This window comes from Haloactinospora alba, from assembly GCF_006717075.1.
GTDB classification, from domain to species: Bacteria; Actinomycetota; Actinomycetes; order Streptosporangiales; family Streptosporangiaceae; genus Haloactinospora; species Haloactinospora alba.
Genome location: NZ_VFQC01000001.1, coordinates 2,570,220 through 2,597,049, shown reverse-complemented (window position 1 = coordinate 2,597,049; position 26,830 = coordinate 2,570,220). Strand labels below are relative to the sequence as shown.

General features: G+C 72.9%; 26 protein-coding genes and 2 riboswitches. Of the genes, 19 read left to right on the top strand and 7 right to left on the bottom strand.

From position 1 onward, the window contains the following. The first annotated feature begins 46 nt into the window (after nucleotides 1–46). Together FHX37_RS11660 and FHX37_RS11655 are read left to right on the top strand one after the other, a co-directional pair. Entirely contained in the window at nucleotides 47–487 is a 441-nt protein-coding gene (locus FHX37_RS11660) for an NfeD family protein (RefSeq protein WP_141923921.1), read from the top strand. A 45-nt stretch (nucleotides 488–532) separates the two neighbouring features. Continuing rightward, the gene (locus tag FHX37_RS11655; protein WP_141923920.1) at nucleotides 533–1,663 is read left to right on the top strand and encodes an SPFH domain-containing protein; all 1,131 of its coding nucleotides are present in this window, start codon (nucleotides 533–535) and stop codon (nucleotides 1,661–1,663) included. An 8-nt stretch (nucleotides 1,664–1,671) separates the two neighbouring features. Here the strand turns inward: FHX37_RS11655 and FHX37_RS11650 are convergent, their stop codons facing one another. Next, nucleotides 1,672–2,637: a quinone oxidoreductase family protein gene (locus FHX37_RS11650; RefSeq protein WP_141923919.1), complete on the bottom strand. Its 966-nt coding sequence runs from the start codon at nucleotides 2,635–2,637 to the stop codon at nucleotides 1,672–1,674. Nucleotides 2,638–2,876: 239 nt separating this feature from the next. On the opposite strand from FHX37_RS11650, the gene FHX37_RS11645 reads away from it, so the two are divergent. From FHX37_RS11645 to cobO, 5 genes are all read left to right on the top strand, one after another. After that, nucleotides 2,877–3,128, top strand: a complete 252-nt coding sequence (locus FHX37_RS11645; protein ID WP_281288294.1) for a DUF6504 family protein — start codon at nucleotides 2,877–2,879, stop codon at nucleotides 3,126–3,128. 115 nt (nucleotides 3,129–3,243) lie between these two features. Continuing rightward, nucleotides 3,244–4,251, top strand: coding sequence for an LLM class flavin-dependent oxidoreductase (locus tag FHX37_RS11640; RefSeq protein ID WP_141923917.1), 1,008 nt, complete (start codon nucleotides 3,244–3,246; stop codon nucleotides 4,249–4,251). A gap of 46 nt (nucleotides 4,252–4,297) precedes the next feature. Further along, nucleotides 4,298–5,131 (top strand): GNAT family N-acetyltransferase, encoded by an 834-nt coding sequence (locus FHX37_RS11635; RefSeq protein WP_141923916.1) that lies wholly within the window; start codon nucleotides 4,298–4,300, stop codon nucleotides 5,129–5,131. 92 nt (nucleotides 5,132–5,223) lie between these two features. Next, nucleotides 5,224–5,353, top strand: a riboswitch (cobalamin riboswitch). Between the two features lie 58 nt (nucleotides 5,354–5,411). Continuing rightward, entirely contained in the window at nucleotides 5,412–7,532 is a 2,121-nt protein-coding gene (locus FHX37_RS11630; protein ID WP_141923915.1) for a putative cobaltochelatase, read from the top strand. A gap of 54 nt (nucleotides 7,533–7,586) precedes the next feature. Continuing rightward, nucleotides 7,587–8,189 (top strand): cob(I)yrinic acid a,c-diamide adenosyltransferase, encoded by a 603-nt coding sequence (gene cobO, locus FHX37_RS11625; protein ID WP_141923914.1) that lies wholly within the window; start codon nucleotides 7,587–7,589, stop codon nucleotides 8,187–8,189. A gap of 43 nt (nucleotides 8,190–8,232) precedes the next feature. On the opposite strand, the gene FHX37_RS11620 is transcribed toward cobO, so the two are convergent. Beyond that, the gene (locus tag FHX37_RS11620; protein ID WP_141923913.1) at nucleotides 8,233–8,802 is read right to left on the bottom strand and encodes a GNAT family N-acetyltransferase; all 570 of its coding nucleotides are present in this window, start codon (nucleotides 8,800–8,802) and stop codon (nucleotides 8,233–8,235) included. A 13-nt stretch (nucleotides 8,803–8,815) separates the two neighbouring features. After that, the gene (locus tag FHX37_RS11615) at nucleotides 8,816–10,192 is read right to left on the bottom strand and encodes a cobyrinate a,c-diamide synthase (RefSeq protein ID WP_141925209.1); all 1,377 of its coding nucleotides are present in this window, start codon (nucleotides 10,190–10,192) and stop codon (nucleotides 8,816–8,818) included. 372 nt (nucleotides 10,193–10,564) lie between these two features. Between FHX37_RS11615 and cobI the strand changes: the two genes are divergently transcribed. The 6 genes from cobI to cobJ all read left to right on the top strand — a co-directional run bounded on the left by cobI (nucleotide 10,565) and on the right by cobJ (nucleotide 16,908). After that, nucleotides 10,565–11,305 carry a precorrin-2 C(20)-methyltransferase gene (cobI, locus tag FHX37_RS11610; RefSeq protein WP_141923912.1) on the top strand — a complete coding sequence of 247 codons (741 nt, stop codon included), beginning with the start codon at nucleotides 10,565–10,567 and terminating at the stop codon, nucleotides 11,303–11,305. Next, entirely contained in the window at nucleotides 11,302–12,135 is an 834-nt protein-coding gene (gene cobM / locus FHX37_RS11605; protein ID WP_141923911.1) for a precorrin-4 C(11)-methyltransferase, read from the top strand. Before cobI ends, cobM begins: the two co-directional genes overlap by 4 nt. After that, the gene (locus tag FHX37_RS11600; protein WP_141923910.1) at nucleotides 12,132–13,319 is read left to right on the top strand and encodes a cobalt-precorrin-5B (C(1))-methyltransferase; all 1,188 of its coding nucleotides are present in this window, start codon (nucleotides 12,132–12,134) and stop codon (nucleotides 13,317–13,319) included. Before cobM ends, FHX37_RS11600 begins: the two co-directional genes overlap by 4 nt. Nucleotides 13,320–13,371: 52 nt before the next feature. Continuing rightward, nucleotides 13,372–13,839 (top strand): GNAT family N-acetyltransferase, encoded by a 468-nt coding sequence (locus FHX37_RS11595; RefSeq protein ID WP_141923909.1) that lies wholly within the window; start codon nucleotides 13,372–13,374, stop codon nucleotides 13,837–13,839. After that, nucleotides 13,836–15,068, top strand: coding sequence for a precorrin-6y C5,15-methyltransferase (decarboxylating) subunit CbiE (cbiE, locus tag FHX37_RS11590; RefSeq protein WP_141923908.1), 1,233 nt, complete (start codon nucleotides 13,836–13,838; stop codon nucleotides 15,066–15,068). Before FHX37_RS11595 ends, cbiE begins: the two co-directional genes overlap by 4 nt. 64 nt (nucleotides 15,069–15,132) lie before the next feature. Then, the gene (gene cobJ, locus FHX37_RS11585; protein ID WP_246062251.1) at nucleotides 15,133–16,908 is read left to right on the top strand and encodes a precorrin-3B C(17)-methyltransferase; all 1,776 of its coding nucleotides are present in this window, start codon (nucleotides 15,133–15,135) and stop codon (nucleotides 16,906–16,908) included. A gap of 65 nt (nucleotides 16,909–16,973) precedes the next feature. Here cobJ and FHX37_RS11580 read toward each other — a convergent pair whose 3' ends face one another. From FHX37_RS11580 to FHX37_RS11565, 4 genes are read right to left on the bottom strand one after another with little or no spacing between them, the layout of a single operon-like run. After that, nucleotides 16,974–17,846, bottom strand: a complete 873-nt coding sequence (locus tag FHX37_RS11580; RefSeq protein WP_141923907.1) for an energy-coupling factor ABC transporter ATP-binding protein — start codon at nucleotides 17,844–17,846, stop codon at nucleotides 16,974–16,976. Further along, a complete protein-coding gene (cbiQ, locus tag FHX37_RS11575) occupies nucleotides 17,843–18,589 on the bottom strand; it encodes a cobalt ECF transporter T component CbiQ (protein ID WP_141923906.1) in 747 nt (248 codons plus the stop codon). The genes FHX37_RS11580 and cbiQ overlap by 4 nt, the downstream gene beginning before the upstream one ends. A gap of 12 nt (nucleotides 18,590–18,601) precedes the next feature. Continuing rightward, nucleotides 18,602–19,012 carry an energy-coupling factor ABC transporter substrate-binding protein gene (locus FHX37_RS11570; RefSeq protein WP_141923905.1) on the bottom strand — a complete coding sequence of 137 codons (411 nt, stop codon included), beginning with the start codon at nucleotides 19,010–19,012 and terminating at the stop codon, nucleotides 18,602–18,604. A gap of 3 nt (nucleotides 19,013–19,015) precedes the next feature. Next, a complete protein-coding gene (locus tag FHX37_RS11565) occupies nucleotides 19,016–19,753 on the bottom strand; it encodes an energy-coupling factor ABC transporter permease (protein ID WP_141923904.1) in 738 nt (245 codons plus the stop codon). Between the two features lie 31 nt (nucleotides 19,754–19,784). Beyond that, a riboswitch (cobalamin riboswitch) is annotated at nucleotides 19,785–20,000 on the bottom strand. A 211-nt stretch (nucleotides 20,001–20,211) separates the two neighbouring features. Here FHX37_RS11565 and FHX37_RS11560 point away from each other — a divergent pair. From FHX37_RS11560 to cobA, 6 genes are all read left to right on the top strand, one after another. Then, nucleotides 20,212–20,406 (top strand): indolepyruvate ferredoxin oxidoreductase subunit alpha, encoded by a 195-nt coding sequence (locus FHX37_RS11560; RefSeq protein ID WP_141923903.1) that lies wholly within the window; start codon nucleotides 20,212–20,214, stop codon nucleotides 20,404–20,406. Nucleotides 20,407–20,615: 209 nt separating this feature from the next. Continuing rightward, a complete protein-coding gene (locus FHX37_RS11555; protein ID WP_141923902.1) occupies nucleotides 20,616–21,203 on the top strand; it encodes a precorrin-8X methylmutase in 588 nt (195 codons plus the stop codon). Beyond that, on the top strand, nucleotides 21,200–22,141 hold the full coding sequence (locus FHX37_RS11550; protein WP_246062250.1) for a sirohydrochlorin chelatase: 942 nt from the start codon (nucleotides 21,200–21,202) through the stop codon (nucleotides 22,139–22,141). Before FHX37_RS11555 ends, FHX37_RS11550 begins: the two co-directional genes overlap by 4 nt. Continuing rightward, nucleotides 22,131–23,228 (top strand): Rv2231c family pyridoxal phosphate-dependent protein CobC, encoded by a 1,098-nt coding sequence (gene cobC, locus FHX37_RS11545; RefSeq protein WP_141923901.1) that lies wholly within the window; start codon nucleotides 22,131–22,133, stop codon nucleotides 23,226–23,228. The genes FHX37_RS11550 and cobC overlap by 11 nt, the downstream gene beginning before the upstream one ends. Then, a complete protein-coding gene (cobT, locus tag FHX37_RS11540; RefSeq protein ID WP_141923900.1) occupies nucleotides 23,225–25,264 on the top strand; it encodes a nicotinate-nucleotide--dimethylbenzimidazole phosphoribosyltransferase in 2,040 nt (679 codons plus the stop codon). The genes cobC and cobT overlap by 4 nt, the downstream gene beginning before the upstream one ends. 229 nt (nucleotides 25,265–25,493) lie before the next feature. Further along, complete coding sequence (cobA, locus tag FHX37_RS11535; protein WP_141923899.1) at nucleotides 25,494–26,801, top strand: uroporphyrinogen-III C-methyltransferase; 1,308 nt, start codon at nucleotides 25,494–25,496, stop codon at nucleotides 26,799–26,801. The last annotated feature ends 29 nt before the right edge of the window (nucleotides 26,802–26,830 follow it).

Genomic DNA, 26,830 nt, shown 5'->3' with positions numbered 1-26,830 from the left:
GGTAGATTCTGTGGTACCCGCCACTCCGAACGGGAGGCCGGTTCCGATGCCGATGTGGGTCCTCTGGATGATAGCGGCCGTCGCGCTCGGCACCGCCGAGGTGTTCACGCTGACCCTGTCCCTGGGGCTGCTGGCCGTCGCCGCCCTGGTCGCCGGGGTCGCCGGCGCGCTGGGCATGGGCGTCATCGTGCAGATTCCGGTGTTCGCGGTCACGGCCGTCGCCGGCCTTGTGGTGGTACGGCCGATAGCGCGGCGCCACCTGTACCAGCCTCCCCCGCTGCGTTCCGGAGCGGCAGCTCTCGTCGGGAAGTCCGCGGTGGTGGTAACCGAGGTCACCGGCGAGGACGGGCGAATCAAACTCTCCGGAGAGGAGTGGTCCGCCCGTGCCCTCGACGAGGACCACGTCATTCCGGCCGGAACCCGGGTCGACGTGGTGGAGATCGAGGGGGCGACGGCGCTCGTCTACCCGCGGGAGGCGCTTCCCTGAGCATGTCGCCTGGTCCGACGCGCGAAGAACAAGGCAGGCACCACCATGACAGGCTTGGAAATCCTATTCGTCGCACTCGCTGCCCTCGTCGTCCTGGTCACCGTCGCGACGGTGCGGCTCGTTCCCCAGGCGCACGCCTACAACGTCGAACGGTTCGGCCGCTACCTGCGCACCCTCCAGCCGGGACTGAACTTCATCATCCCGGGTGTGGACCGGGTGCGCACCAAGTACGACCTGCGGGAACAGGTGTTCTCCTCGCGGCCGCAGCCGGTGATCACCGAGGACAACCTGGTCGTCAACATCGACACCGTGCTGTACTACCAGATCACCGAGCCCCGTGCGGCCGCCTACGAGGTGGCGGACTACCTGTCCGCCATCGACCAGCTCACCGTCACCACGCTGCGCAACGTCATCGGTGGCATGGACCTGGAACGCACCCTGACCTCACGCGAACAGATCAACGACACGTTGCGCGGAGTGCTGGACGACGCGACCGGAAAGTGGGGCATCCGGGTCAACCGGGTCGAGCTGAAAGCCATCGACCCACCGCCCTCCATCAAGGAGGCGATGGAGAAACAGATGCGGGCCGAGCGGGACAAGCGCGCGGTGATCCTGCACGCCGAGGGGGAACGGCAGTCCAAGATCCTCACCGCCGAGGGCGCGCGGCAGCAGGCGATCCTGGAGGCACAGGGGGAGCAGCAGTCCGCCATCCTGAAGGCCGACGGTGAGGCCAAGGCGGTCGAGCGGGTGTTCCAGGCCGTGCACCGCAACAACGCCGACCCCAAGCTGCTGGCCTACAAGTACCTGGAGACGCTGCCGCACCTGGCCAACGGGGAAGGCAACACCTTCTGGGTGATCCCCGGCGAGCTCACTCAGGCGGTACAGAACGTCACCCGGGCGTTCGCGGACCAGACGGGCGCCGCCCAGCCGGCGGGGGAGCCCGAACCGGAAACCGGGGCGGAGCCTGCCGACTCGGCGGCCTCCACCCGGGAGGAGGAACGGGTTCCCCAGCTCACCAGCGGTTCGGAGGGGGCCATGGCCTCCTCGGCCGATGCGGAGGAGGCCGCCAGGATGGCGGCCCAGGCGGTGGCCGACGCGCGCAGGGACGCGGAGGAGGCCTCCGCCGCTCGCCCCAGCTCCTCGAAACCGCCGAGCCAGCGCAGCGACGAGGAGTGACGCCCGCATCAGACGAGTAGCAGCTTGCCGGCCGTCCCGCGTCCGGCGAGTGCCTCGTGGGCCCGGGCCACCTCGGTCCACGGGTAGCGTTCGCCCACACGGACGTCCAGCTGCCCCGCGGCGACCCGCCCCAACACGTCACCCGCGCGCTCCAGCAGCTCGTCGCGGCCGGCGACGTAGTGGCCCAGGCTCGGCCGGGTGAGGAAGACCGAACCGGCGCTGTTGAGGCGCTGCGGGTCGACCGGGGGGACCGGGCCGCTGGACTGGCCGAACAGCGCGAGCGTGCCGCGCGGGCGCAGACTCGCCAGGCTCGCGTCGAACGTGTCCGCCCCCACACCGTCGTACACGGCGGCCACTCCGGCACCGTCGGTCAGCCTGCGCACGGACTCGGTGACGTCGTCGCGGGTGTAGCGGATGATGTCGTCGGCCCCCGCGCTGCGGGCGAGCTCCGCCTTGGCCTCGGTGGACACCGTCCCCAGGACGCGTGCGCCGCGCAGTTTGGCGAGCTGGGTGATCAGCAGCCCCGTCCCACCGGCGGCCGCGTGCACCAGGACCGTGTCGCCGGGCTGGACCGGGTGGGTGGAGTGGGTCAGGTAGTGGGCGGTGAGCCCCTGCAGCAGGACGGCGGCGGCCTGCTCCGTGCTGACACCGTCGGGTACCGGCACGGTCCGGTCGGCGGGAACGACGGCGCGCTCCGCGTCGGCGCCGGGGAGCATCGCCCAGGCGACGCGCTGGCCGACCGATATTCCGGTCACCTCCGAACCGACCTCGGACACCGTTCCCGCCCCCTCCACACCGGGAGTGAACGGCAGGGGCATGCTGTAGGCGCCGCTGCGCTGGTAGATGTCGATGAAGTTGACGCCGCGGGCCTCGACGTCGACGACCACGTCGCCGGGGCCGGGCTGCGGGTCGGCTACGTCGGCGAGGCGCAACACCTCGGGTCCGCCCTGTTCCTCGATGCGGATGGCGCGCATGCGCGAACTCCTTAGCTGGGCCGGTTGGTGGCCGCTGTGGCGGCCGTCACCAGGGGAGGCTATCGGTTCGCGGGCAGGGCGCGCCGCGGCGCGCTGTTCCTGGGGACACGACGGTGCCGGTTGGTCTCGTACATAGGTTCGACTATAATTCGAATACGCGTTCGAGTTCGGAGGGTTCGTCGTGGCAGCACGGTGGAAGCCTCCGGGGAGGGGTCCGGCAGGTGGGAGAGTTCTGCGACGTGCCGATCAGCGTGAGTGAGCAGGAGGGGCGTCCGGTGCGTTTTACCTGGCGAGGGCGGATGTACACGGTCCGTCGGGTCGTCGACTACTGGGTGACGCTGCGTTCCGACTGGGACCCGGCGACACACGAGCAGCCTCCGGGGCGGGTGCACTGGCGTGTGGAGGCGGGCTCGGACACCTCGCGGGGGATCTACGAACTGAGGCACGAGAAGCCGAGCGGCCAGTGGCACGTGGCACGGGTTCGGTGCTGACGCTGCCCGTTCCCGGGGGAACGGAGCACGGGCCCCTGAACGCGGGCCCGTGCCGCCCGGGAAACCGTGTTTTGGTAGACAGCAGGAGACCGCCTCCCACACTCGCGGAGTTGCCATGCTCAACGTCTCGATCCTCGACTACGTCCTCAACCCTCCCGGGACCAGCGCCCACCAGGCGCTGACCGAGGTGGTGGAGTCCGCCCAGCTCGCCGAGCGGCTGGGCTACGGCCGGGTGTGGTTCTCCGAGCACCACAACGCGGCAGGGATGGCCTGCACCGCCCCGGAGCTGATCATCGGCCGGGTCGCCGCGGCCACGTCCCGGATCAGGGTCGGCGCGGGCGGGATCATGCTGCCCAACCACGCCCCGCTGCGGGTGGCCGAACTGTTCAACACCCTGGAGGCGATGTTCCCCGGCCGCATCGACCTGGGACTCGGGCGGGCCCCGGGAACGGACGGCGTCACCGCCATGGCGTTGCGGGGGTCCCGGGAGGCGGTGGCCAACGTGGACTTCGCCGCCCTGGCGGCGGACCTGTTCGGGTTCCTGGACGGTGACCTTCCCGCGGACCACCGCTTCGCCCGGGTGGCCGCCACACCCGAGGTGCCCCAACCACCCCGGGTGTGGATGCTGGGCTCCAGCGACAACGGGGCGGGCTACGCCGCGGAGCACGGGCTGCCGTTCTCCTTCGCGCAGCAGATCAACCCGGACTACGCCGTGCCGCTGCTGCGGCGCTACCGGGACTCGTTCCAGCCCTCCACCCGGCTGAGCACCCCCTACAGCAGCTTCTCCGTGATCGCCTTCGCGAGCGAGGACGCGGACCTCGCCGAGGACTTCGCCGCGTTCTGGTCGCTGACCATGACGAAACTGCGTTCCGGGGAGACCACCCCGACCCCGTTGGCGGAGGCGCGGGAGTTCCGGACCACCTCCCGCTACCGGGCGATCCGGCGGGCCATGGCCGACCGGATGTTCGTGGGCGAACCGGGTGAGGTCGCCGGAGGCATCCGTGCCGTGGCGACCCAGGCCCACGCCGACGAGGTGGTCATCGCCACCCCCATGCCCGACAGCGCCGCACGGCGGCACAGCCTGGAACTGCTCGCCGGCGAGTTCGGCCTGGGCGGCGGGTAGGGAAAACCCGTGGCCGCGGCGGGTGCGGCGGGTCTAGAGTGCCGCTATGGCTCGATGGCCGTCACCGGCAGCGGTGGAGGAGACAGTGGTCGGGTTCCAGGCGCTCGGCGCCCGCACCCGGCGCCTTCCCGCGAGCCGCTGCCTGCGCAACAGCCACGCCCCGTCCGCGGGAGAGTGCAACCTGGTCACCCACATCACGGAGACGACGCCCGCCGGCCTCGCGCGCGAGCTCGCCGAGGCGGGAACATGGCTCGGAGACCGCGACTCCCGCATCCAGGTGGGACCGGCGAGCGCGGCGGCGGAACCGGCACTGCTGCTGGCGGGATGGCGGTACCGCAGCACCGAGCTGGCACTGGTGCTCACCGGCCCCGCACCCCCACTGCCGCCCGCTTCGGTGACGCTCACCGCCGCTGCCACGCGCGACGACTGGGAGCAGCTGGGACGGCTGTTGCGCATGGACCACGAGGAGGAGGCCGCGACGGAGGGACGCGTGCCGGTCCCGCCCGCCCACACGCGCCAGAAACTGGCGTCCCTCCGGGCGAAGGCACCCGCGGCTCGGTACTGGATCGCCCGCAGCGCCGGGACCCCGTGCGGTTTCGTGGCCTCCTGGCCGGGGCACGGCGACATGGGCATGGTGGAGGATCTCTTCGTCCACCCCGACCACCGCAGGCGGGGGATCGCGACCCGGATGCTGGGCCACGCCGTGGCTGACGCCCGGAACCGCGCCGGAACGCCCCCGGAGGGCCCCTTCCCCGTCCTGATCCGCGCGGCCGCGGACGACGAGCCCAAACACCTCTACCACCGGCTCGGGTTCGAACCCGCGGCGGTACTGCGCTCCTACCAGGGACCGACGGGTGACGGCCCCGCCACGGCAGAGTGATGAAGGCCTCGCGCGGCGGTCGGGTGCCGGTGTGAGACTCTGGTGTGCGGTGCCGATGTCGGTGGTGGGTCCCTCGGACGCGCCGCCGCGCGCAGGAACCCGGTGCGAGTCCGGGGCGGTCCCGCCACTGTGACCAGGGAGCTGTCCCGCTACGGGCGCCACTGCCGGGAGCACTCGGTGGGAAGGCGGCGGGGGAGCGCGGATCTGGCAGCCAGGACACTGCGCGGCACCGTGACCGATCCCTCTATGGGGCGAGGACTCCCGAGGAAGGAAGGCCCGCGTGCCTGCGAAAGCCCGATACCCGTTCAGCGCGGTCGTCGGTATGGACGACATGAAACTGGCGCTGCTGATCAACGCCGTGTCCCCGTCGGTCGGCGGGGTCCTCGTACGCGGGGAGAAGGGAACCGCGAAGTCGACCGTGGTGCGCGCCCTCGCGGCGCTGCTGCCCGACCTGAACGTCGTCTCCGGATGCCGTTTCAGCTGTGACCCGACCGAACCCGACCCCGAGTGCCCCGACGGTCCGCACGGTGCGGACGCTGTCCCGGAGGAACGCGCCGCCGAGCTCGTGGAACTGCCCGTCGGCGCCAGTGAGGACCGCCTCGTCGGGTCGTTGGACATCGAACGGGCCCTCACCGAGGGCGTCACGGCGTTCGAACCCGGCCTGCTGGCCGCCGCCCACCGCGGTCTGCTGTACGTGGACGAGGTCAACCTGCTGCACGACCACCTCGTCGACCTGCTGCTGGACGCCGCCGCCATGGGAACCTCGCACGTGGAGCGGGAGGGCGTCTCCGTTCGGCACGCCGCCCGGTTCCTGCTGGTGGGCACCATGAACCCGGAGGAGGGGGAACTCCGCCCCCAGCTCCTCGACCGCTTCGGGCTGACGGTCGAGGCGGCGGCCACCCACGAACCGGAACAGCGGGCCGAGGTGGTGCGCCGCCGGCTCGCGTTCGAGGCCGACCCCGAGGGGTTCGCCGCCGGTTACGCCGCCCAGGAGGCGGAGCTGGCCCAGCGCATCACGGCGGCGCGCAAGCGGCTGCCGGACGTGGTGTTCACCGACTCCGCCCTGCGCCAGGTGACCGCGGTGTGCGCGGCCTTCGAGGTGGACGGGCTGCGCGCGGACATCGTCACCTCCCGTGCCGCCATGGCACTGGCGGCCTGGCGGGACCACGCCGAGGTCACCTCGGACGACGTGCGCGACGCGGCCCGGTTGGCGCTGCCGCACCGGCGCAGACGGGACCCGTTCGACGCTCCCGACCTCGACGAGGACCGGCTGCAGGAGGCGCTCGACCAGGCGGGTGATGCGGACCCAAAAGGCAGTGAGGACACCCCGGGCGACTCGGGGGGTCCCACCGACGAGGAGTCACAGAGCACCGGTTCCGGTGAGGCGCAACCGCAGGACGCCGAACCCGAACCCGACGGCGGTTCCGGGCCGTCCGAGCCCGCCGCCGACGGTTCCGGCGGTCAGGACGACACACAGCCGCCCTCCGGCCCGCAGGCCGGAAGCGGCGGCGCCCAGCAGCAGGAGAACGAGGCGGGACAGTCGGACGACAACCCGGAGCAGGGCCAGGGAAACGCCCCCACGGACGCCTCCTCGGAGGCGGGGGAGACCTACCGGCCGCGCCTGTTCAGCGTCTCCGGGGTGGGGTCCGGAACCCCCGGCCGTCGCTCCCGCGCCGAAACGCCCTACGGCCGCACCTCCGGATCGCGCGCCCCCTCGCGCAGGGTGGGTTCCCTGCACCTGACGGCGACCCTGCGGGCCGCCGCGCCGCACCAGCACACGCGCGGCCGCAGCGGCAACGGACTGCTGCTGCGGCGCCGCGACCTCCGCGAGTCCGTCCGCGAGGGGCGCGAGGGAAACCTCGTGCTGTTCTGTGTGGACGCGAGCGGCTCCATGGGGGCGCGGCAGCGTATGCGCGCGGTCAAGGGGGCGGTGCTCAGCCTGCTGCTCGACGCCTACCAGCGGCGGGACAAAGTGGGGCTGGTCACGTTCCGGGGGCGGGAGGCCGAGGTCGCGCTTCCCCCCACCTCGTCGGTGGAGGCCGGCGCGCGTCGGCTGCGCGAACTGCGCACCGGCGGGCGCACGCCACTGGCGGCCGGACTGCTGCGGGCGAGCGACGTGCTGCGGGTGGAACAGCTACGCGACCCGCGCCGACGCCCGCTGCTGATCACGGTCACCGACGGCCGCGCCACCCACGGCAGTCTCGACGACGCGCTGCGCGCCGGAGCGTGGATCGGCACCCAGGGGGCGCAGAGCGTGGTCGTGGACTGCGAGTCGGGCGCGGTCCGGCTGGGACTCGCACAGCGGCTGGCGTCCGAGATGGGCGGGACCGCCGTGCGACTGGAGGAACTCGGAGCGGAAGCGCTCAGCGGCCTGGTGCAGCACACCCGCCAGGCGGCCTGAGGCCCGCGGACAACACCACATCCCGCACCGCACAGTAAGGAGAACCGAACCACCATGCCGAAAGGGCAACCCGAGCACGTTCCCGAGGACGGTCTGACGACCCGCCAACGCCGCCACCGGCCGTTGGTGATGGTGCACACCGGGCCGGGCAAGGGGAAGTCCACCGCGGCGTTCGGCCTGGCCACACGCGGGTGGTCGCAGGGCTGGGACATCGGGGTGTTCCAGTTCGTGAAGTCCGCCAAGTGGCGCATCGGCGAGGAGAAAGCCCTGCGGACCCTGGGGGAGTCCGACGAGGGCGGAACGGTGAGCTGGAACAAGATGGGCGAGGGCTGGTCCTGGATCCAGCGTTCCGGTACCGAGCAGGACCACGCCGCCGACGCCGCCGAGGGGTGGGCGCAGATCAAACGCGACCTTGCGGCGGAGACCTACCGGCTGTACGTCCTGGACGAGTTCACCTACCCCATGAAGTGGGGGTGGGTGGACGTGGACGACGTGGTGCGCACTCTGCGGGAGCGCCCCGGGACGCAGCACGTCGTCATCACCGGCCGGGACGCCGACGAGCGGCTGCGTGAGGCCGCCGACCTGGTCACCGAGATGGGCAAGGAGAAACATCCCATGGACGCCGGCCAGAAGGGTCAGCGCGGTATCGAGTGGTGACTGCCGTGGCCCGCGGCCCCGGGCCGCGGGCCACGGGCGGTTGTCACTCCAGGTCGGCGGGGATGAGCCCGTAGACCGCGAGGTCGGTGCGTCCCTGGTGCAGCGGCATCGCGTTGCGTTCCGTGCCCTCGTGGGTGAAGCCCGCCTTCTCGGCGACGCGGCGCGAGGCCGTGTTGCCGGTGGCGGCCTTCAGCTCCACCCGCTGGAACCCCTGGTCCAGCGCCCACCGGGAGACGGCCACGGTGCTCTCGGAGGCCAGACCGTCACCCTGGGCCCACGGCGCGACCCAGTAGCCGAGCTCGGTGGTGCGCGCCCGCCACATGGTGCGGGTCAACGCGAACGACCCGACGAACCGTCCGCTGTCGCGCCGCACGGCCGCCCACACCTGGCCGTCGCCGGACGCCCGCGCGTGGGCCGCCCCCTCCGTGCACCACCGCTGAGCCTCGGCGCGGGTGTAGGGCTCTCCCGGGGCCGGGAGGGGGAGCCAGCGCTGGACCACGGGGTCGGACGCGGCCCGGTGGACATCGTCGGCGTCGGCGCTGGTGAACGCGCGCAGTACCAGACGCCGGGTTTCCAGTACGACATTGGGCATGGTTTCCGTGGGGGTGTTCATGTCGGACTGCCGCCTACGTCCTCGTGAAGTTCCGCACCGCGGCGAGGAGACGCGCCGCCAGCAGCGGCTCCCCCGCCCAGTGCACGTGCAGGTAGGAGGCGTGCAGTGTCGCACCGGAGAACCCCTCCGGGCTATCCGTTTTCCACTGCCAGGCGGGGTCGGCCCCGTGGGCGGGGGAGAGCGCGGTGCGGTGGAACTCGTGGCCCCGGACCCGGGCGCCGCGCGGGGCCAGTACGGAGTCCCGCACCGCCACCGCCGAGCGGTACCCCAGCGTGAGCCGCCCCGTCATGTGTGCGTCGGCGGGGAGGACACCGCACATGGGTGCCCCGTCGAGGCTGCGTGCGAGGTACAGCAGTCCCGCGCACTCGGCGGCGACCGGTGCGCCGCGTTCGGCCAGGCCGGCGACGGCGCGGCGCAGCGGCACGTTGTCGGACAGCTCGCGCGCGTGCACCTCGGGGAAACCGCCGCCGACGACGAGTCCTGCGGTCCCCTCGGGAAGCTCCTCGTCACGCAGCGGGTCCACGGTCACCACTTCGGCGCCGCCCGCCCGCAGCAGTTCGGTGTTCTCGGTGTAGCCGAAGGTGAACGCCGCCCCGCCGGCGACGGCGACCCTCCCGGCCGGGCCGCCGGTGTCCGGACCGGCGTCCGAGGCGGCGAGCGCCTCGGCGGGGTCCCACGGTCGCTCCGCCATCGGCGGTGCGTCCGAGGCCAGGGCGGCTATCGCGTCCAGGTCGCAGGAGTCGCGTACCAGCGCGCCGAGCTCCGCGACCGCGTCCCGGGCGTCCGAGGCGCGTTCGGCGGCGGGGATCAGCCCCAGGTGGCGGGACGGTGTCTCCACGGCGGAGTCGCGCCGGATCACCCCCACGACCTCGACGCCGGTGTCCTGCAGGGCCTCGCGCAGCAGCGCCTCGTGCCGGTCGCTGCCCACCCGGTTGAGGATGACTCCGCTCACCCGTACCCGCGGGTCGTAGGACGCGAAACCGTGCACCAGGGCGGCGACGGACCTGCTGGTGCTGGCGGCGTCCACCACCAGGATCAGGGGGGCGGACAGCAGCGCGGCGACGTGGGCGGTCGAGGCGAAGTCGCCGGGACCGTGGAACTGCCGTGGTTCGGCCGCGCCGTCGAACGTCCCCATGACCCCCTCGATCACGGCGAGGTCCGCACCGGCCGCGCCGTTCCGGAACAGCGGCGCGACCCGTTCCTCACCGCACAGGGCCGGGTCCAGGTTGCGGGGCGGCCGTGTGGTGGCCAGCGCGTGGTACCCGGGGTCGATGTAGTCCGGGCCGACCTTGTGACCGGAGACACGGGTACCGCGGGACGCGAACGCCGCCATCAGGCCGGTGGCCACGGTCGTCTTCCCGCTGCCGGAGGCCGGGGCCGCGACCACCACTCGTGGAACGTGGGACACCGCTGTTCTCCTCACCACATCGTCGGGCGGAACCGCCCACACCTCACCATCGCGAAAATCACCGCCGTGCCCCGAGCGGTTGCGGGGATGCCCAGTCCCGGTGCGCGGCGGGCTGTCCCGCCACGCCGGCGGAGAAACGGCCGGTGGGTCCCGGCCCGGGCCGAAACGCGTCCCCCCGGAGCGCCACGGCGGCAGGTCCGCGAACGACGGGGCCCCGGTGCCCCCACTCACCGTGGCACGGCGCGCTTCGGTCCACAGTAGGCGGCCCGGTGCCGTGCGCGCGGATCGGGTACCGATACGCTGATCCGCGGTATCTGCCCTCGGCAGCGAAGCGCGACGACGGAAAGCGGTGGCATGGACGCGAGCAGGCGGCTCCTCGGAGTCGGAGTCGGACCGGGCGATCCGGAACTGGTCACGGTGAAGGCGGTGCGCCGGATGCGCGCCGCTGACGTGGTGCTGGTCCCGGTGATGGCCCTCGACGAGCCCGGCCGCGCGGAAGCCACCGTGCGGGAGCACGTCGAGGAGCACACGATCGAACGGGTCGTGTTCGCGCTGAACGACCGCGAGGGCCGCAGCGAGCGGCGCGTCCGCGCCTGGGACGAGGCCGCCCGGGCGGTCGTGCGCCACTTCGAACAGGGAGCGCGGACCGTGGCGTTCGCGACCATCGGCGACCCGAACGTGTACTCCACCTTCAGCTACCTTGCCCAGACGGTCCAGGAATCGGCGCCCGGGACGGAGGTCGAGACGATCGCCGGCATCACCGCCATGCAGGACCTCGCCTCCCGCTCGGGCAGTGTGCTCGTGGAAGGGTCCGAGCCGCTGACCCTGCTGCCGGCCACCAACGGCATGGACCGGCTGCGCACGGCGCTCGACACCGACGCCACGGTGGTCGCCTACAAGTTCGGTAGGTTCACCCCCCAGGTCGTGGCGGCGCTGCGTGACTCGGGCCGGCTGGACAACGCCGTGTACGGCTCCCGCCTGGGGCTGGGCGACGAGGAGTTCGCCCCGGTCAGCACGTTGGACGGCGACGCGCTCCCGTACTTGTCGACACTGATCGCTCCGGCGCACCGGAGTGAACGGGGAGGGAAACTGTGAGCGAACAACCCAGCTCGGCCGGGAAGGTCACCTTCGTCGGAGCCGGCCCGGGAGCGGCCGACCTGTTGACGATCCGCGCGGCGCGCGCCATCGAGTCCGCGGACGTGGTCATCTGGGCGGCGAGCCTGGTACACGCCGACGTGTTGGAGCACGCCGGCGCGAACACCGAGGTCGTCGACTCGGCCCAGCTCCCGATGGAGGGAGTGCTGCCCTACTACGAGCGCGCCGCCCGGGAGGGTATCCACGTGGCGCGCATCCACTCCGGCGACCCGGCACTGTGGGGAGCCATGCAGGAGCAGCTGGACCAGTGCACCGGCCTCGGTCTGGAGGTCGAGGTGATCCCCGGGGTCTCCAGCGCCGCGGCGGTGTCGGCCATCGTCCAGCGGGAACTCACCATCCCCGAGGTGGCCCAGTCGGTGATCCAGACCCGCCTCGGCGGCGGCAAGACGCCGATGCCCGAGGGGGAGGAGGTCCAGGAGTTCGCCCGGCACGGCACCACCATGGCGCTCTTCCTGTCCGCGGCGCGGTCCGGCCAGCTGCAGCAGGAGCTGCTGGACGGGGGATACACTCCCGATACCCCGTGCGTGGTGGCCTACCAGGCCACGTGGCCCGAGGAGCTGGTGCTGCACTGCTCCCTGGGAGAACTGGAGGCCACCCTCAAGGAGCACAAGCTCTGGAAGCACACCCTCGTGCTGGTCGGCCCCGCCCTGGCTGCCGGCGGCACCCGCTCGCACCTGTACCACCCGGGACACTTCCACGGTCACCGCCGGGCCGACCGGGAAGCGCGCCGGGCCCTACGCGCCGCGAAACAGGGGAACACCGCTTCATGACCGACAGCGCTGACCCGGAACCCGAACTGCGCGAACCCGACCTGCCGCGCACGGCGAAAGTGCGGCAGAAGGCACTGCGCACCGGGTGGACCACGGGAACGTGCGCCTCCGCCGCCGCGAAGGCGGCCGCCTCCGCCCTCGCCACCGGACAGCCGGTCGCGTCGGCGGAGGTGGCGCTGCCCTCGGAGCAGCGTGTCGCCTTCGAACCGGAGCGCTGCGAGGTGCTGTCAGCCGACCGGGCGGAGGCGGTCGTGGTCAAGGACGGTGGCGACGACCCGGACGTGACGCACGGCGCGCACATCACGGCCACCGTCACCCGCGTGCCCACGCCCGGCCTGGAACTCGACGGCGGGATCGGCGTCGGTGTGGTGACCAAACCCGGTCTGGGCCTGGAACCCGGCGGTCCGGCGATCAACGAGGTACCCCGGGCGATGATCACTCAGGCGGTCCGGGAGGTGACCGACACCGACAGGCAGGGACTGCGCGTGGTCATCAGCGTCCCCGACGGGGAGCGGATGGCGCGCAAGACCACCAACGGCAAGCTCGGCATCCTCGGCGGGATCTCCATCCTGGGCACGACCGGGGTGGTGCGCCCCTTCTCCACGGCGTCCTGGCGGGCCAGCGTCGAACAGGCCGTGTCGGTGATGGCGGCGCAGGGGGAGACCACCCTGGTCCTGTGCACCGGCGGCCGCACCGAGCGGGGAGCGATGGACCGCTACCCCGAGCTCCCGGAAACGTGCTTCGTCGAGGTGGGCGACTTCACCGGCGCGGCACTGCGGCGCGCGCTCGACCACGGCCTCACCCGGGTCGCCTTCGTCGGCATGGCGGGCAAGCTCACCAAACTCGCCGCCGGTGTGCTGATGACGCACTACACCCGCTCCAAGGTCTCCACCTCCCTGCTCGGCGAGATCACCCGCCAGCAGGGCGGAAGCGACGACCTCGCCGATCGGGTCGACGCCGCCAACACCGGCAGGCACGCCTACGAACTGTGGGAGGGCGCCGGACTGCTGGAACCGGCCGGTAACGAACTGTGCCGCCGCGTGGCCGACACCCTGACGCGTTTCACCGAGGGAGCCATGGCGGCCGAGGTCGCCATGGTGGACTTCTCCGGTAGGAACGTGGTCGCGGCCTCGCACTCCTCCCCGGCCTCCCCCACGGAGGAGCGGGACCAGTGCAGCACGTGACACCCCCTTCCGGCGCGTTGCCTCCACGACACCCCTGGAGCGTTACCCGCCCATGACCGACATCGAGATCCGCCGGGCCACCAGCGACGACGTCCCCGCCATCGTCGCGCTCTTGGCCGACGACGACCTCGGAGCGGCGCGCGAGACCCCCGACGAGCTGGCGCCCTACCTCGCGGCGTTCCACGAGGTCGACTCCGACCCGAAACAGTTCCTCGCCGTCGCCGAACGCGGCGCCGAGATCCTGGGAACGCTGCAGCTGACCCTCCTCCCCGGCCTGTCCCACCGCGGCGGCACCCGGGCGCAGCTGGAGAACGTCCGGGTGGCCGCGCACGCCCGCGGGCTCGGCCTGGGCGGCCGACTCGTGTCGTGGGCCGTCGCCCGGGCGCGGCAGCACGGCTGCCGGATGGTGAAACTCACCTCCAGCGCCACACGCCAGCGCGCGCACCGTTTCTACGAACGGCTCGGCTTCGGGGCCTCACACACCGGCTACACGCTGGCGCTGGACGGGGGCGGCCCGTGATCACCGTCATCGGAATCGACGGCGGACCGCTCCCGGAGGAGGCGGCCGCGGCACTGGCGGAGGCGTCGTGCGTCGTGGGAGCGCGGCGCCACCTCGACGCGGTACCCGTCCCGGACCGTGCGCGCCCGGTCCCGCTCACCTCGCTGGTTCCCGCGCTGGAGGAGGCGCGTGCCGCGGTCGGCTCCGCCGTCATCCTGGCGTCCGGGGACCCGGGGTTCTTCGGGATCGTGCGTGCGCTGCGCGAACAGGGGGACCAACCGCGCGTCGTCCCGGCGGTGTCCTCGGTCGCCACCGCCTTCGCGCGCATCGGGCTCGCCTGGGACGACGCCGTGGTCGCCTCCGCGCACGGCCGCGGCGGGGGAGACCGTTCGGCCGGCCGCGCCCTGGCGGCGGCCCTCGCCCACCCGAAGGCCGCCGTCCTCACCGCACCCGGAACGGCGGAACCCGCCGAGTTCCTCCCGGCCCTGCTGGACGCCGGACGCGACGTGTATGTGGCCCAGCGCCTCGGCAGCGCCGACGAGGAGGTGACCCGCGTCACCCCGGAGAGCGCCGAACGGGACTGGCCCCACCCCAACGTGGTGCTGGCCGTGGACCCGCGGCACGCCGTGGCTTCCGCGCCGCCCTGGACCCCCGGCCACCGGCTGGCTCCCGACGGGTGGGCCCTGGAGGACGCGGAGTTCGAGCACCGCGACTCGATGATCACCAAACCCGAGGTGCGCGCGTGCGCCCTCGCCCACCTCGCGCCGCGCCCCGGAACCACCGTCTGGGACGTGGGAGCGGGAAGCGGGTCGGTCGCCGTGGAGTGCGCCCGGTTCGGCGCGCACGCCGTGGCCTTCGAGAGGAACCCGCAGGACTGCGAGCGCATCCGCCGCAACGCGGCGGCGTTCGACGTGTACGTGACGGTGCGTGAGGGCGCGGTTCCCGGGACCGCCGACGCGCAGCGCGGCCACCCCCCACCCGACGCCCTCTTCCTCGGCGGCGGTGACGACGCCGCCGCCGCGGCCACCGTGCGGCGCTGGCGGCCGCACCGGGTGGTGGCGGCCCTGGCCTCCGTCGACCGGGTGGGGACGATGTACCACCTGCTGACGGAAACCGGCTACGAGACGTCGGGGACCCAGCTCCAGGCGTCCCGCCTGTCCCCGCTGCCGAACGGTTCCCTGCGGTTCGACGCGGCCAACCCGGTGACGCTGCTGTGGGGAGTGCTACCTGAGGCCGGCGGTACACAGTAGCGGGCCCGACCCCGGGACCCCTCCCACCCCCGCCGGCACCGGCCACAACCGAAAGGAGGACGGCGTGCCCCTCCGTCACGACACGGAACACGCCAGCAACGCGATGAGTGACATCGGCGTGATCGCCGCGACCGCGCGCGGCCGCAGGGCCGCGGACCGGCTGGCAGCGGCCTGGCCCCGGGAGGTGCGCGTCGTCGCCGCAGACAGCCCGGCCGAGGCCCTGCGCAGCGCCTTCTCCGGGAACACGGCGGTGGTGAGCTTCCTCGCGGTGGGCGCCACCGTGCGCCTTCTCGCCCCGCTGCTGGGCGACAAGCACACCGACCCGCCGGTGGTGTGCGTCGACGAGTCCCTGGAGCACGCCGTCGCCGTCCTCGGCGGACACCACGGCGCCAACGACCTGGCTCGCCGGGTCTCCGAGGTGCTGGGCTCCCGGCCGGTGGTCACCACGGCCAGTGACACGGTCGCGGCTACACCGCTCGACTCCTACGGTGCCGACCTCGGGTTCCGCGTCGCGGCGGACGCGCCGCTGGCCAGGGCCGGAGCCGCGCTCCTGTCCGGGGAGCCGGTCCGATTGGAGGGAACCGGCGACTGGCCGCTGCCTCCGCTCCCCGACAACGCCGCGGCCGACGTGGCGGCCAACGACTGCGCCGCGGTCATCCGGGTCACCGACCGGGCCGGCACCGTCCCCGACACCCCGCCGACGGTGACCTACCACCCGCCCTCGCTGGTGGTCGGTGTGGGAGCCGCCCGGGGCGTCGCCGCGGAGGAGGTGGGAGCCCTCCTCGACAGTGCCCTGGCGGACAGCGGGCTCGCACCCGAGGCGGTACGTGCGGTGGCGACGCTCGACCTCAAGGCGGACGAGGAAGGCATCCTGAGCGCTGCCCGCGAGCGCGGCTGGGAGGTGCTCACCTACCCGGCCCACCAGCTCGACAGTGTCGAGGTCCCCACGCCCAGCGAGACGGTGCGCGAGGAGGTCGGAACGCCCAGTGTCGCCGAGGCGGCCGCGTTGCGGGCGGCGGCGGAAGCCGGAAGCGGCGCCGAACTCGTGGCCGCCAAACGCAAGTCCGACAACGCCACCGCGGCCGTCGCGCGGCTGCAGCCGCGCGGCCGGCTGGCCGTCATCGGCCTGGGCCCCGGTGCGCGCGACCTCACCACCCCCCGCGCCGTCGCCGAACTCCAGCGGGCGTCGGTCGTCGTGGGGCTGGACCAGTACCTGGAGCAGGTGGGCGACCTTCTGCGGCCGGGTACGCGCGTGTGTTCCAGCGGCCTCGGGCAGGAGGAGGAACGCGCCCGCAGCGCTGTGGCGGAGGCGCGCTCCGGAGCCGCCGTTGCCCTGATCGGTTCGGGCGACGCGGGAGTGTACGCCATGGCCAGCCCAGCACTGGACTTCGCCGGCCCCGACATCGACGTGGTGGGGGTTCCGGGGGTCACCGCGGCGGCGGCGGCCTCCAACCTGCTCGGTGCCCCACTGGGGCACGACCACGTCTACATTTCCCTGTCCGACCTGCACACACCGTGGGAAGCGATCGAACGTCGGGTGCGCGCCGCCGCCGACGGGGACTTCACCGTGTGCTTCTACAACCCCCGCAGCGCCAAACGCGACTGGCAGCTACCGCGGGCGCTGGAGATCCTCGCCGAGCACCGGCCCGCGGACACGCCCGTCGGCCATGTGCGCGAGGTCTCCCGCAGTGACGAACGCGCCACGGTCACGACGCTGGCGCGGATGCTCGACGGCGGCGCCGACGCCGTGGACATGCTCACCGTCGTGGTCGTGGGCAGTTCGGCCAGCCGCAACGTGGCCGGCCGGATCGTCACGCCGCGCGGCTACACCTGGAGGTAGGGCGCGCTCCCGGTGGCCCGGCCGTCGCACGAGCGGCGCGCCGGGCCCGGTACCGGAGGGCCGGGTCAGTGCCGGAGCAGCGCCGCCACCTCGTCGGCGGTGGCGGGGTCGGGCGCGTCGGGGGCGAGGAGCCCGACCGACCGCAGCGCCTTCCCGGCAGCCGGCCCCCAGGCGGGTCGCAGCCGGGCGGCGGCGACGAGCTCCGGGTCGCCGAGGACGTCGGCTACCGGGCCGCACCCCAGCGTCCCCCCGTTGAGGAGCAGCGCCCGTTCCGCCCACCGGTAGGCGAGGTCGACGTCGTGGGTGGAGACCACCAACGTGGTTCCCGACCGGCGCAGCCCCTCCAGGGTTTCCAGCAGTGACTCCACCCCTGCGGGGTCGAGGCCCGCTGTGGGCTCGTCCAGGATCAGGACCGACGGGAGCATCGCCACGGCGCCCGCCAGCACGACCCGTTTGCGCTGACCGTAGGAGAGCAGGTGGGTGGGGTGCTCCGCCAGTTCCGTGATACCGAGCTCCTCCAGGGCCCAGGCGACCCGGGAGCGCACCGTCTCCCGGTCCAACCCCTGGTTCAGCGGCCCGAACGAGACATCCTGGGTGACGCTGGCGGAGAACAGCTGGTCGTCGGGGTCCTGGAACACGAGTTGGACCCGGCGCCGCAGCTCGTTGACACCGCGCCTGTTCCACCGCACCGCGCTCCCCTCGACACTGACCGTGCCGGAACGCGGGGTCAGGCTGCCGGCCAGCAGCCGCAGCAGTGTGGTCTTCCCGCCGCCGTTGGGGCCCAGCACCGCGAGAACCTCACCGGGATGGACCTCCACGCTGAGCCGGGAGAACACGGGGGCTTCGTCCGGGTCGTAGCCGAACGCCAGGTCGTGACCGGCGAGGACGGGGTCGGGGGTGGCCGCCCCGGTGGTGGGGCGGTGTTCGGCGGCGGTCAAAGGAGTACTCCGTAGCAAAGGGTTGCGGCGGCAACGGTGAGCGGGACCGCCGCGGCGGCGGACAGCGCCCTCCAACGCAACGGGATCTCCTCGAGCAGGACGGTGAGCTCGCCGGTGTAACCACGGCACTCCAACCCGCGCTGCATCCGCTGCGCCCGGTCGTAGGAGCGCAGGAACAGGGTACCGCCGAGGCTGCCCACGGACCGTATCCACGCGCGCCGGCTCGCGTAGCCCAACCGTCCGGCCTGACCCGTCCCGATGCGGTGCGCCGTGTCGAGCGTGACGAACACCATGCGGTAGATCAGCGCCACGACCTCGACCAGGGCGCTGGGTACCCCGATCCGGCTCAGCCGCGGTAACAGTTCCGCCAACGGCGTGGTGAACGCGAACAGCAGCTGGCACCACAGTGCGGCCGAGGCGCGGCCGCTGATCTCCAGCGCCCGGTGCCAGCCGTGCGGGTCCCACGCCACCGGGGCACTCTCTCCGCCGACGCTGACCAGCAGCGTCGCCGCACCCGTGAGGATGAACACGAGCGCGGGGGCCGCCACCCGCGCGAACGTCCTCGGGTTCACCCGGGCGGGGCCGAACGCCAATCCCAGCGCGGCGACCGTGGTGAGGGCCGCTCCCGGCCACACCGGCAGGGAGAGCGCGCAGACCAGCAGGCCGCCGCACAGGGCACCCTTCACCGCGGGATGCGTACGGCGCCACGGGCTGCGGTAGGCGGCCGCGTCGATCGCGAGCATCCCGGCCCCGGGTCAGTGGTGTGTGTCGGGGGTGTCGTCGGCGGGTGCGGCCCGTTCGCGGGAGGCCCCGTCGGTCGTGTCCGTGGCGGAAGCGCGGCGCATCCGGGAGCGGGTGCGCGCCACGCCGAAGTAGTACCCGATGACGCCGGCACCGACAGCGGCCTGCAGCGCGAACAGCCCCGACTCGATCTCCCCCGACGGGGCCTCGTACAGCGGCGTGAACCACGGCTCGTAGTCCGGGTTGATCTCGGTGGCCGTCTCCTCCGCCTGGCCGTCCGCGCCACCGAACGGCTCCGCGAGATGGTCCCCGGCGCCGATCACCAGGGGCAGCACGACCAGTGCCGCCACGCCGAACACCATCAGCCAGGTGGTCCAGGTCCGGGGGACGGGGGTCGGTCGGCCGGTGGTCCGTTCCTGCGACATCCTTCACACCGCCTTTCCGCTGCGGGAGTCCTCGGTCGGCTGACCGGCGGCGCTGGTGCCGCCCCGCCGCAGTACGCCGAGGTTGAGCAGTTCGCTGCGGCTCGCCGTGGTCAGCAGCCGGACGATGATCACGGTCACCAGTCCCTCGATGGCCGCCAGCGGGAGCTGGGTGACCGAGAAGATGGACCCGAACTTGACGAACGCTCCCAGGACGCCGCTGCTGGGGTCCGGGAACGCCAGGGCGAGTTGCAGGCTGGTCACCGAGTACGTGCTCAGGCTCGCCAGGAAGGCACCGGAGAACACGGCCAACCCCAGTGAGGTCATCTCGGGGAGGGCCGAGCTCACGGCGCGGACCAGCCGGTAGGCGCCGTAGCCGACCCACGGCCCCACCACGGCCATGGAGAACACGTTGGCGCCGAGCGTGGTGAGCCCGCCGTGCGCCAGCAGCAGGGCCTGGAACAGCAGGGTGACGGTGCCCAGGGCCGCCATGACGGGGGGACGGAAGAGCATCGCTCCCAACCCGGTGCCCGTGGGATGCGAGCAGCTCCCGGTCACGGACGGGATCTTCAGCGCGGACAGGACGAAGCAGAACGCGCCGGAGGCGCCGAGGAGGAGTTTCGCGTCCGGATCAGCGCGCACGGTCCGGGTGAGCGAACGAACTCCGTGAATGACGAACGGGGCAGAGGCGGCGGTCCACGCCGCCGCGTGCTGCCAGGGCAGAAAGCCTTCGGCGATATGCATGCCGGCCGACCCTCTCCAACACCTCGTGGACGGTCATCGCGCGGTCGTGGCCGGTCTCCTGGCTTGCGGGTCACACCGCCCGCCGCCGGCCTTCCCAGGGCGTGTCCCGCGGGACGTCCCCAGTGGCTCCTCTCCGTTCCGTCCGCTGGCAGCGGCGGAGCGGGGCGCCGAGCTTCCCGTTCACAGTGGCGAGGGCCGCGCCGGTTTCGCACCGGACTTCCCGAACACCACGACCTGTCGAAGGTACGTGCGATACGTGCACTTCGCAACGGCCCACAGTAGCCAACCATGTCCCGCGCCCCGGAAACGGGGTCCGGACTCGGAGCGCAACAGCTGCCACAGCGGCGCGAAACCGCAGAACACGGACCCACCCCCGCGGCGGGGCTCGGAAGGGCGTGTACGCTATCCGGGCGCAGCCACAGATCCGAGACGTCGGTACTGCCGTAGGGGAGGGTGATGTGTCCGACCGGGCGGAGAGGGCGCCGGTCGCCGTAACATCGGCGTGCACCGGATGCGGGGCGTGCCTGCTGACCTGCCCGGAGCACGCCATCCGCCCGCACGGCCAGCCGTTGGACATCCTCGCCGAGTTGTGCACCGGCTGCATGGAGTGCGTCGAGATCTGCCCAGCCGACGCGATCATCGAGGTCGGCTAGGCCCTGTTCGGTGGACGCCATCCGTGACGAGCGACGTGTCCAGCGCCGCGCTGGCAAGGCCGAGAAGGGAGGCGGAGCGGGCTCTCTGCCGACCGACGGGAACGCCGCCGGGCGGTGCCGGGGCGTCGTGCGGCGCGGCGGGCGCCCACCGGACAGGACCTGGGAGGCGCGGCGCGCACAACACCGGAACCGAAGGGGACACACGCGACATGAACCGCAACATCCACCCGATCGAGGTGGAGTCCTACCGCATCCTGCGTTCCCGGGTCGATCTGGAGCACCTGCCGCGCCTGAGCCGGGCGGTCGCCGAACGCGTGATCCACGCCACTGCCGATCTGGAGTACGCCGGGGACCTGGTGATGGACGACACAGCCGTGGAGCGCGCCGGTGCGCTGCTGGCGGACGGGGCCCCGGTCGTGACCGACGTCGCGATGGTGGCTTCCGGTGTCACGGCGCGTTCCTGCGTCTGCCACATCTCCGACCCGCGGGCGGCCCGGCTGGCCCGGGACGCCGGGATCACCCGCTCGGCCGCCGCGGTCCGCACGGCCCACGCCGAGGTCGGGCCGGGAGCGGTCTGGGCGGTCGGGTGCGCCCCCACGGCGCTGGAGGAGATCATCGCCCACCAGGTCGACCCCGCACTGGTCATCGGCCTTCCCGTCGGTTTCGTCGGTGCGGCCGAGTCCAAACAGGCGCTGCGTGACAGTGGCCTTCCGCAGGTCAGTAACACCTCGGAGAAAGGGGGCTCGGCCGTGGCGGCGGCCGCGGTGAACGCCCTGCTGTACGGCCCCACCCCATGAACCCCAGAAAGGACACCATGAAACCCCCGTTGCTGCTGGTCGGACACGGAACCCGCGACGACAAGGGCGTGTCCGACTTCACGGCGTTCGTCGACCGGCTGTCCCGCCGGCTCGACGACCGCGAGGTCGCCGGCGGCTTTATCGAGCTCTCCCCGCCCCCGCTCACCGACGCGGTCGAGGAGTTGTACCGCAACGGGCACCGCCGGGTGGTGGCGGTGCCGATGATGCTGGTGGCGGCTGGGCACGCCAAGGGCGACATCCCGGGCGCGCTGGCCCGGGAGAAGGAACGCCACGAGGGGTTCAGCTACGCCTATGGGCGTCCGCTGGGGCCCCACCGCACGATGCTCGGCCTGCTGGCGCAGCGCCTGGACGAGGTGCTGGACGCCTCTGCCGACGACCTCGCCGAGTCCGGCGACACCGCGGTTCTGCTGGTCGGTCGGGGATCCACCGACCCGGACGCCAACGCCGAGGTGTGCAAGGTGGCGCGGTTGTTCCAGGAGGGCCACGCCAAACAGCGCGGGATCGCCTCCGTCGAGCCCGCGTTCATCTCGCTCGCCTGGCCGAGCGTGCCCGAGGGGCTGGAGCGGCTGCGCCGGCTCGGGACGCGTCGGGTGGTAGTGCTGCCGTACTTCCTGTTCTCCGGGATCCTGCCGGACCGCGTGGTGGACCAGTCGGTGGAGTTCGCGACGCAGCACACCGACATGGACATCCGGTGCGCTCCCGTGATCGGTGACTGCGACGAGCTGGCCGACATGATCGTGGAACGCTACGACGAGGCTCTCGCCGGAGACATCCGGATGAACTGCGACACCTGCGTGTACCGTGCGGCGTTCCCCGGGTTCGAGAGCAAGGTCGGCGAGCCGCAGACCCCCCACCACCATCCCGACGACCCCGCCCACGGGCACGGACACGGTCACGGGCACGGTCATGGACACTGAGGTGCCGGAGCAACACGAGCCGGACCTGCGCCACCACGGTGACGCCGAGACCGGGCCCGGCCTGTCGGACTTCGCCGTCAACGTGCGCGGCGGTACCCCGCCCCCGTGGCTGGCCCAGCGGCTCCGCGACTCCGTCGCCGGGTTGGCGGCCTACCCGGACGCGACCGCTGCCCGCGCCGCGGTCGCGTCCCGCCACCGCCGCCCTCCGGAGGAGGTCCTGCTGACCGCGGGGGCCGCCGAGGCGTTCGTGCTGCTGGCGCGCGTGTCACGACCGCGGCGGCCGGTCGTGGTCCACCCCCAGTTCACCGAGCCGGAGGCGGCGCTGACCGCCGCCGGACACCAGGTGGAGCGGGTGGTGCTGCCGCCCGACTTCGTGCTGGACCCGGAGGACGTCCCGGCCGACGCCGATCTGGTCATGGTGGGAAACCCCACCAACCCCACCTCGGTGCTGCACCCGGCCGCGACCCTGGCCGAGCTGTCCCGTCCGGGACGGACGCTGGTGGTCGACGAGGCCTTCGCCGACTGTGTGGCAGGTGAACCGGAGTCCCTTGCCGGTCGTGGCGACCTCCCGGGCCTCGTCGTGGTGCGCAGCCTCACCAAGACGTGGGGTCTCGCCGGGTTGCGCGCCGGCTACGTACTGGCCCCTCCGGAACTGGTGCGGCGGATGGCAGACCTCCAGCCCCTGTGGTCGGTTTCCACTCCCGCGCTGGTGGCGACGGAAGCGTGCTGCGCCCCGGAGGCCGTCGCCGAGGCCGACGCGTGGGCCCGGGAGCTCGCGGTGCGACGCGCGGCTCTCGCCCGGGCACTGGCGAAGCTCGGTCTGGAGGTCACCCCCCGTGCCGCGGCGTCGTTCCTGCTGGTCCGGTCCCCGGAAGGGGAGGTGCTCCGCCACCGGCTGCGCGAGAACGGGATCGCCGTGCGGCGCGGGGACACGTTCCCCGGCCTGGGGCCGCAGTGGTCGCGTGTCGCCGTCCGGGACCAGGAGAGCTCCCGGCGGCTCGTGCGGACGCTGGCGCACCTGCTCCACGACGATGAGGGAGACAACGTGTTGAACGCAGCCACACGCGAACTTGGGGGGTGCGCATGACCGCCAACGGACGCGGACAGCACCGCGGCGGCGCACCCGCCGACACCGAGGGGACCGCGGCGGGTTCCGGCGGCCGCGCGTCCCCGGCCGGAGGTCTGCTGGAGGGGTTGCCCGAGCCCGGCCGCGGCGCCGCGCCCCCGCAGGAGACCCCGGCCGCGCCGGCGGAGCCGACGGAGCCCGCCCCCGTGGTCGGCGGGGACCATGACACGGAGGGGCCCCCCGAGGAGGAACACCGGCCGGATCCCGCCCCCCGCCCCTCGGCGGAGGCGGTCCCTGAGGGGGAGGTCGACCCGAACGCCTACACCGAGGCCGAGCGCGAGGCGGTCTACCGCGCCATCCGGCAGCGCCGTGACGTGCGCTCGGGGTTCCGTCCCGACCCGGTTCCCGACGACGTGCTGACCCGCGTGCTCAGCGCGGCCCACCGTGCGCCGTCGGTGGGTTTCTCCCAACCGTGGGACTTCGTCCTCATCCAGGACCGGGAGGTGCGTTCCCGGGTGCGGGAACTCGCCGCGGAGCAGAGCGACGCCTACGCGCGCGACCTTCCGGGGGCCCGGGCCCGCGCGTTCTCCAACCTCAAGATCGAGGCGATCCTGGAGACCCCTCTCAACATAGCGGTGACCGCCGACCGGACCCGGGGCGGCAAGCACACTCTCGGCAGGCACGTGCAGCCCCAGACCGGCGTGTACTCCACGGCGCTGGCCGTGCAGAACCTGTGGTTGGCGGCGCGGGCCGAGGGGCTCGGTGTGGGATGGGTGAGCTTCTTCGCGGAGCGCGACCTCGCCCACACCCTTGACCTCCCGGATCATCTGGAGGTCGTGGCCTACCTGTGCGTGGGCTACGTCGAACGGTTCGCTCCGGAGCCCGAGCTCGCCATGGGGGGATGGGCGCAACGACGGCCGCTGTCGTGGGCCGTGCACCGGGAGAGCTACGGCAAGCGCGGACTTCCCGGCGAGGAACCGACGAGCCTGCTGGAGGAGACGATCGCCGCCATCGGCCCCCCCGACCAGGCCGCGGCCGCCGCGGCCGCGCAGCGGCAGTCGCGGATGACCAAACCACCGGGCTCCCTGGGGGTGCTGGAGGACGTCGCGACCCAGTTGTGCGGGCTCGCGGGCGAGTGCCCGCCGCCGATCCCCGAACCGGCGGCGGTCGCGGTGTTCGCCGGCGACCACGGGGTGCACGCCCAGGGGGTTACCGACTGGCCCCAGGACGTCACCGCCCAGATGGTGCGGAACTTCCTCGACGAGGGTGCGGTGGTCAACGCGTTCGCCGCCCAGGCCGGTGCCGAGGTCACCGTCGTGGACGTGGGGGTCGCGGGCGACCTGCCCTCGGTTCCGGGACTGTTGCCACGCAAGGTTGCCCGGGGGACGGCGGACATCTCCCAGGGGCCGGCGATGACCCGGTCGCAGGCCAACAGCGCGCTCGAGGCCGGGGTGGAGGTCGCACGCGACCTCGTCTCCGCGGGGAACCGCTGCCTGCTCACCGGGGACATGGGAATAGCCAACACCACCTCCTCGGCGGCCCTCGTGTCCGCCTTCACCGGGGCGGACCCGGCCGGTATCACGGGGAGCGGGACCGGTGTGGACCCGAGCGTCCAGGAACACAAGACCGGCGTCGTGCGCAGGGCGCTGGCAGTCAACAGGACCGACCCGTCCGATCCGGTGGGGACCCTGGCGGCTGTGGGCGGTCTGGAACACGCCGCCCTCGCCGGCTTCATCGTGGGTGCCGCCGCGTTGCGGGTTCCGGTACTGCTGGACGGAGTGATCGCGGGAGCGGCGGCGCTGGCGGCCGCGGCACTGGAGCCGCAGGTCACACACGCGTGTATCGCGGGACACCGGTCGACCGAGCCCGGACACGCCACGGCCCTGGACCACCTCGGGCTGCGTCCGATGGTCGACCTCGACCTGCGCGTGGGGGAGGGGTCCGGTGCGCTGCTGGCGCTTCCTCTCGTGCAGAGCGCGGTGCGGGCGCTGCGGGACGTCGCGACGTTCGACTCCGCCGGGGTGGCGGAACGCGACAGTGGTCCGGAGTCCGGCTGACACACGGTTCGAAAGTCCGGAAACCGTACGGTTATGCGGCATAACACGAGCGCGTTCCGGTTTGACACGGTATTTTCTCAGTCAGGGGTGCCCCTTCCCTCGTGACCGAGGGGCGGGAGCGCACGACCAACGTGGGCCGTCGCCGGCCGCGGCCGCACCGGGAGTTCCCGGTCCGGCGGCCGCGGATTCCGGCGCGGGGCCACTCACAGGGATCTGGAGGACAGGCTCGGTGACGTATCTTCTCGGTTTGCGCCTACAGGGGAGGGATGTCCTCGTCGTCGGCGGTGGGCGGGTCGCCCAGCGCCGGGTGCCCATGCTGCTGGAGTCGGGAGCCCACGTCACGCTCATCGCTCCCGAGGTCACAGCGACACTGGAGGGACTCGCCGACGCCGGGCGCATCACCTGGCACCGGCGGGCGTTCGCGGAGGGCGACGTCCGCGGACGCGAGCTCGGCGATTTCTGGCTGGTACACGTGGCGACCGACCACCCGGAGATCAACGCCGCCGTCGCCCAGGAAGCCGAGGAGGCTCACCTGTGGTGCGTGCGGGCGGACGACCGGCACGCCTCCAGCGCGTGGACGCCAGCGAGCGGAAGTGCCTCCGGAGTCACCGTGGGGGTGGTCGCCGACGGGGATCCGCGCCGTGCCGCCGGACTGCGGGACACGATCACCGACGGTCTCGCCGACGGCCTCCTGGACGCACGGCGCGGCCGCGAACCGCTGCGGGGCGTGGCCCTGGTGGGGGGCGGTCCCGGGGACCCCGGCCTCATCACCGTGCGCGGCCGGCAACTGCTCTCCCAGGCTGACGTGGTGGTGGTGGACCGGCTCGCGCCGACCTCCCTGCTCGACCACCTGCCGGCCGACGTGGAGATCATCGACGCCGCGAAGATCCCCTACGGCCGTTCGATGACCCAGGAGGACATCAACCGCGTACTGATCGAGCGCGCTCGATCCGGTAAGTTCGCCGTGCGCCTCAAGGGCGGCGACTCCTTCGTCTTCGGCCGGGGCGGGGAGGAGGCGGCCGCCTGCGCCGCCGCCGGCGTCCCGGTGACCGTCGTCCCCGGTGTGACCAGCGCCCTCGCCGCGCCCGCCAGCGCGGGGATCCCGCCGACGCACCGCGGTGTGACGCAGGACGTGCACGTCGTCTCGGCGCACGTGGCCCCCGACGACGAGCGTTCCACCATCGACTGGGAAGGGTTGGGCCGTTCCACCGGAACCATCGTGGCGCTCATGGGGGTGCGCCATGTCGGCGCGATCGCCGCGACCCTGGTCGAGCACGGGCGCGACCCGCAGACACCCGTCGCGGCGGTGCAGGACGCTACGCTGCCCACACAACGTACGGTGACAGCGACGCTGGCGACGGCCCAGCAGGTGATGAACGAGGCTGAGGTCAGGCCGCCGGCCGTCGTTATCGTCGGAGACGTGGTAAACGTAGCCACGGAGCTCGGCATGCTCCAGGAGGGGCGGGGAGGAACGAACACGTCGGCTGGGGACGTGACCACCGGCGGTACAGCCCTGGGGGAGAACCGGGTTTTGTGATCAGAACGACCGAGAGGAAGGGCGGAAGC

Bases quoted from the DNA above. Each gene is read 5' to 3' on its own strand.
- FHX37_RS11550 (WP_246062250.1), top strand. From the start codon at position 21,200: ATGAACCCCAGAAAGGACACCATGAAACCCCCGTTGCTGCTGGTCGGA.
- cobO (WP_141923914.1), top strand. From the start codon at position 7,587: ATGCCGAAAGGGCAACCCGAGCACGTTCCCGAGGACGGTCTGACGACC.
- FHX37_RS11655 (WP_141923920.1), top strand. From the start codon at position 533: ATGACAGGCTTGGAAATCCTATTCGTCGCACTCGCTGCCCTCGTCGTC.
- cobI (WP_141923912.1), top strand. From the start codon at position 10,565: ATGGACGCGAGCAGGCGGCTCCTCGGAGTCGGAGTCGGACCGGGCGAT.
- FHX37_RS11620 (WP_141923913.1), bottom strand. From the start codon at position 8,802: ATGAACACCCCCACGGAAACCATGCCCAATGTCGTACTGGAAACCCGG.
- cobC (WP_141923901.1), top strand. From the start codon at position 22,131: ATGGACACTGAGGTGCCGGAGCAACACGAGCCGGACCTGCGCCACCAC.
- FHX37_RS11635 (WP_141923916.1), top strand. From the start codon at position 4,298: ATGGCTCGATGGCCGTCACCGGCAGCGGTGGAGGAGACAGTGGTCGGG.
- FHX37_RS11600 (WP_141923910.1), top strand. From the start codon at position 12,132: ATGACCGACAGCGCTGACCCGGAACCCGAACTGCGCGAACCCGACCTG.
- FHX37_RS11660 (WP_141923921.1), top strand. From the start codon at position 47: ATGCCGATGTGGGTCCTCTGGATGATAGCGGCCGTCGCGCTCGGCACC.
- FHX37_RS11640 (WP_141923917.1), top strand. From the start codon at position 3,244: ATGCTCAACGTCTCGATCCTCGACTACGTCCTCAACCCTCCCGGGACC.
- cobT (WP_141923900.1), top strand. From the start codon at position 23,225: ATGACCGCCAACGGACGCGGACAGCACCGCGGCGGCGCACCCGCCGAC.
- FHX37_RS11555 (WP_141923902.1), top strand. From the start codon at position 20,616: ATGAACCGCAACATCCACCCGATCGAGGTGGAGTCCTACCGCATCCTG.
- cbiQ (WP_141923906.1), bottom strand. From the start codon at position 18,589: ATGCTCGCGATCGACGCGGCCGCCTACCGCAGCCCGTGGCGCCGTACG.
- FHX37_RS11650 (WP_141923919.1), bottom strand. From the start codon at position 2,637: ATGCGCGCCATCCGCATCGAGGAACAGGGCGGACCCGAGGTGTTGCGC.
- FHX37_RS11565 (WP_141923904.1), bottom strand. From the start codon at position 19,753: ATGCATATCGCCGAAGGCTTTCTGCCCTGGCAGCACGCGGCGGCGTGG.
- FHX37_RS11570 (WP_141923905.1), bottom strand. From the start codon at position 19,012: ATGTCGCAGGAACGGACCACCGGCCGACCGACCCCCGTCCCCCGGACC.
- FHX37_RS11595 (WP_141923909.1), top strand. From the start codon at position 13,372: ATGACCGACATCGAGATCCGCCGGGCCACCAGCGACGACGTCCCCGCC.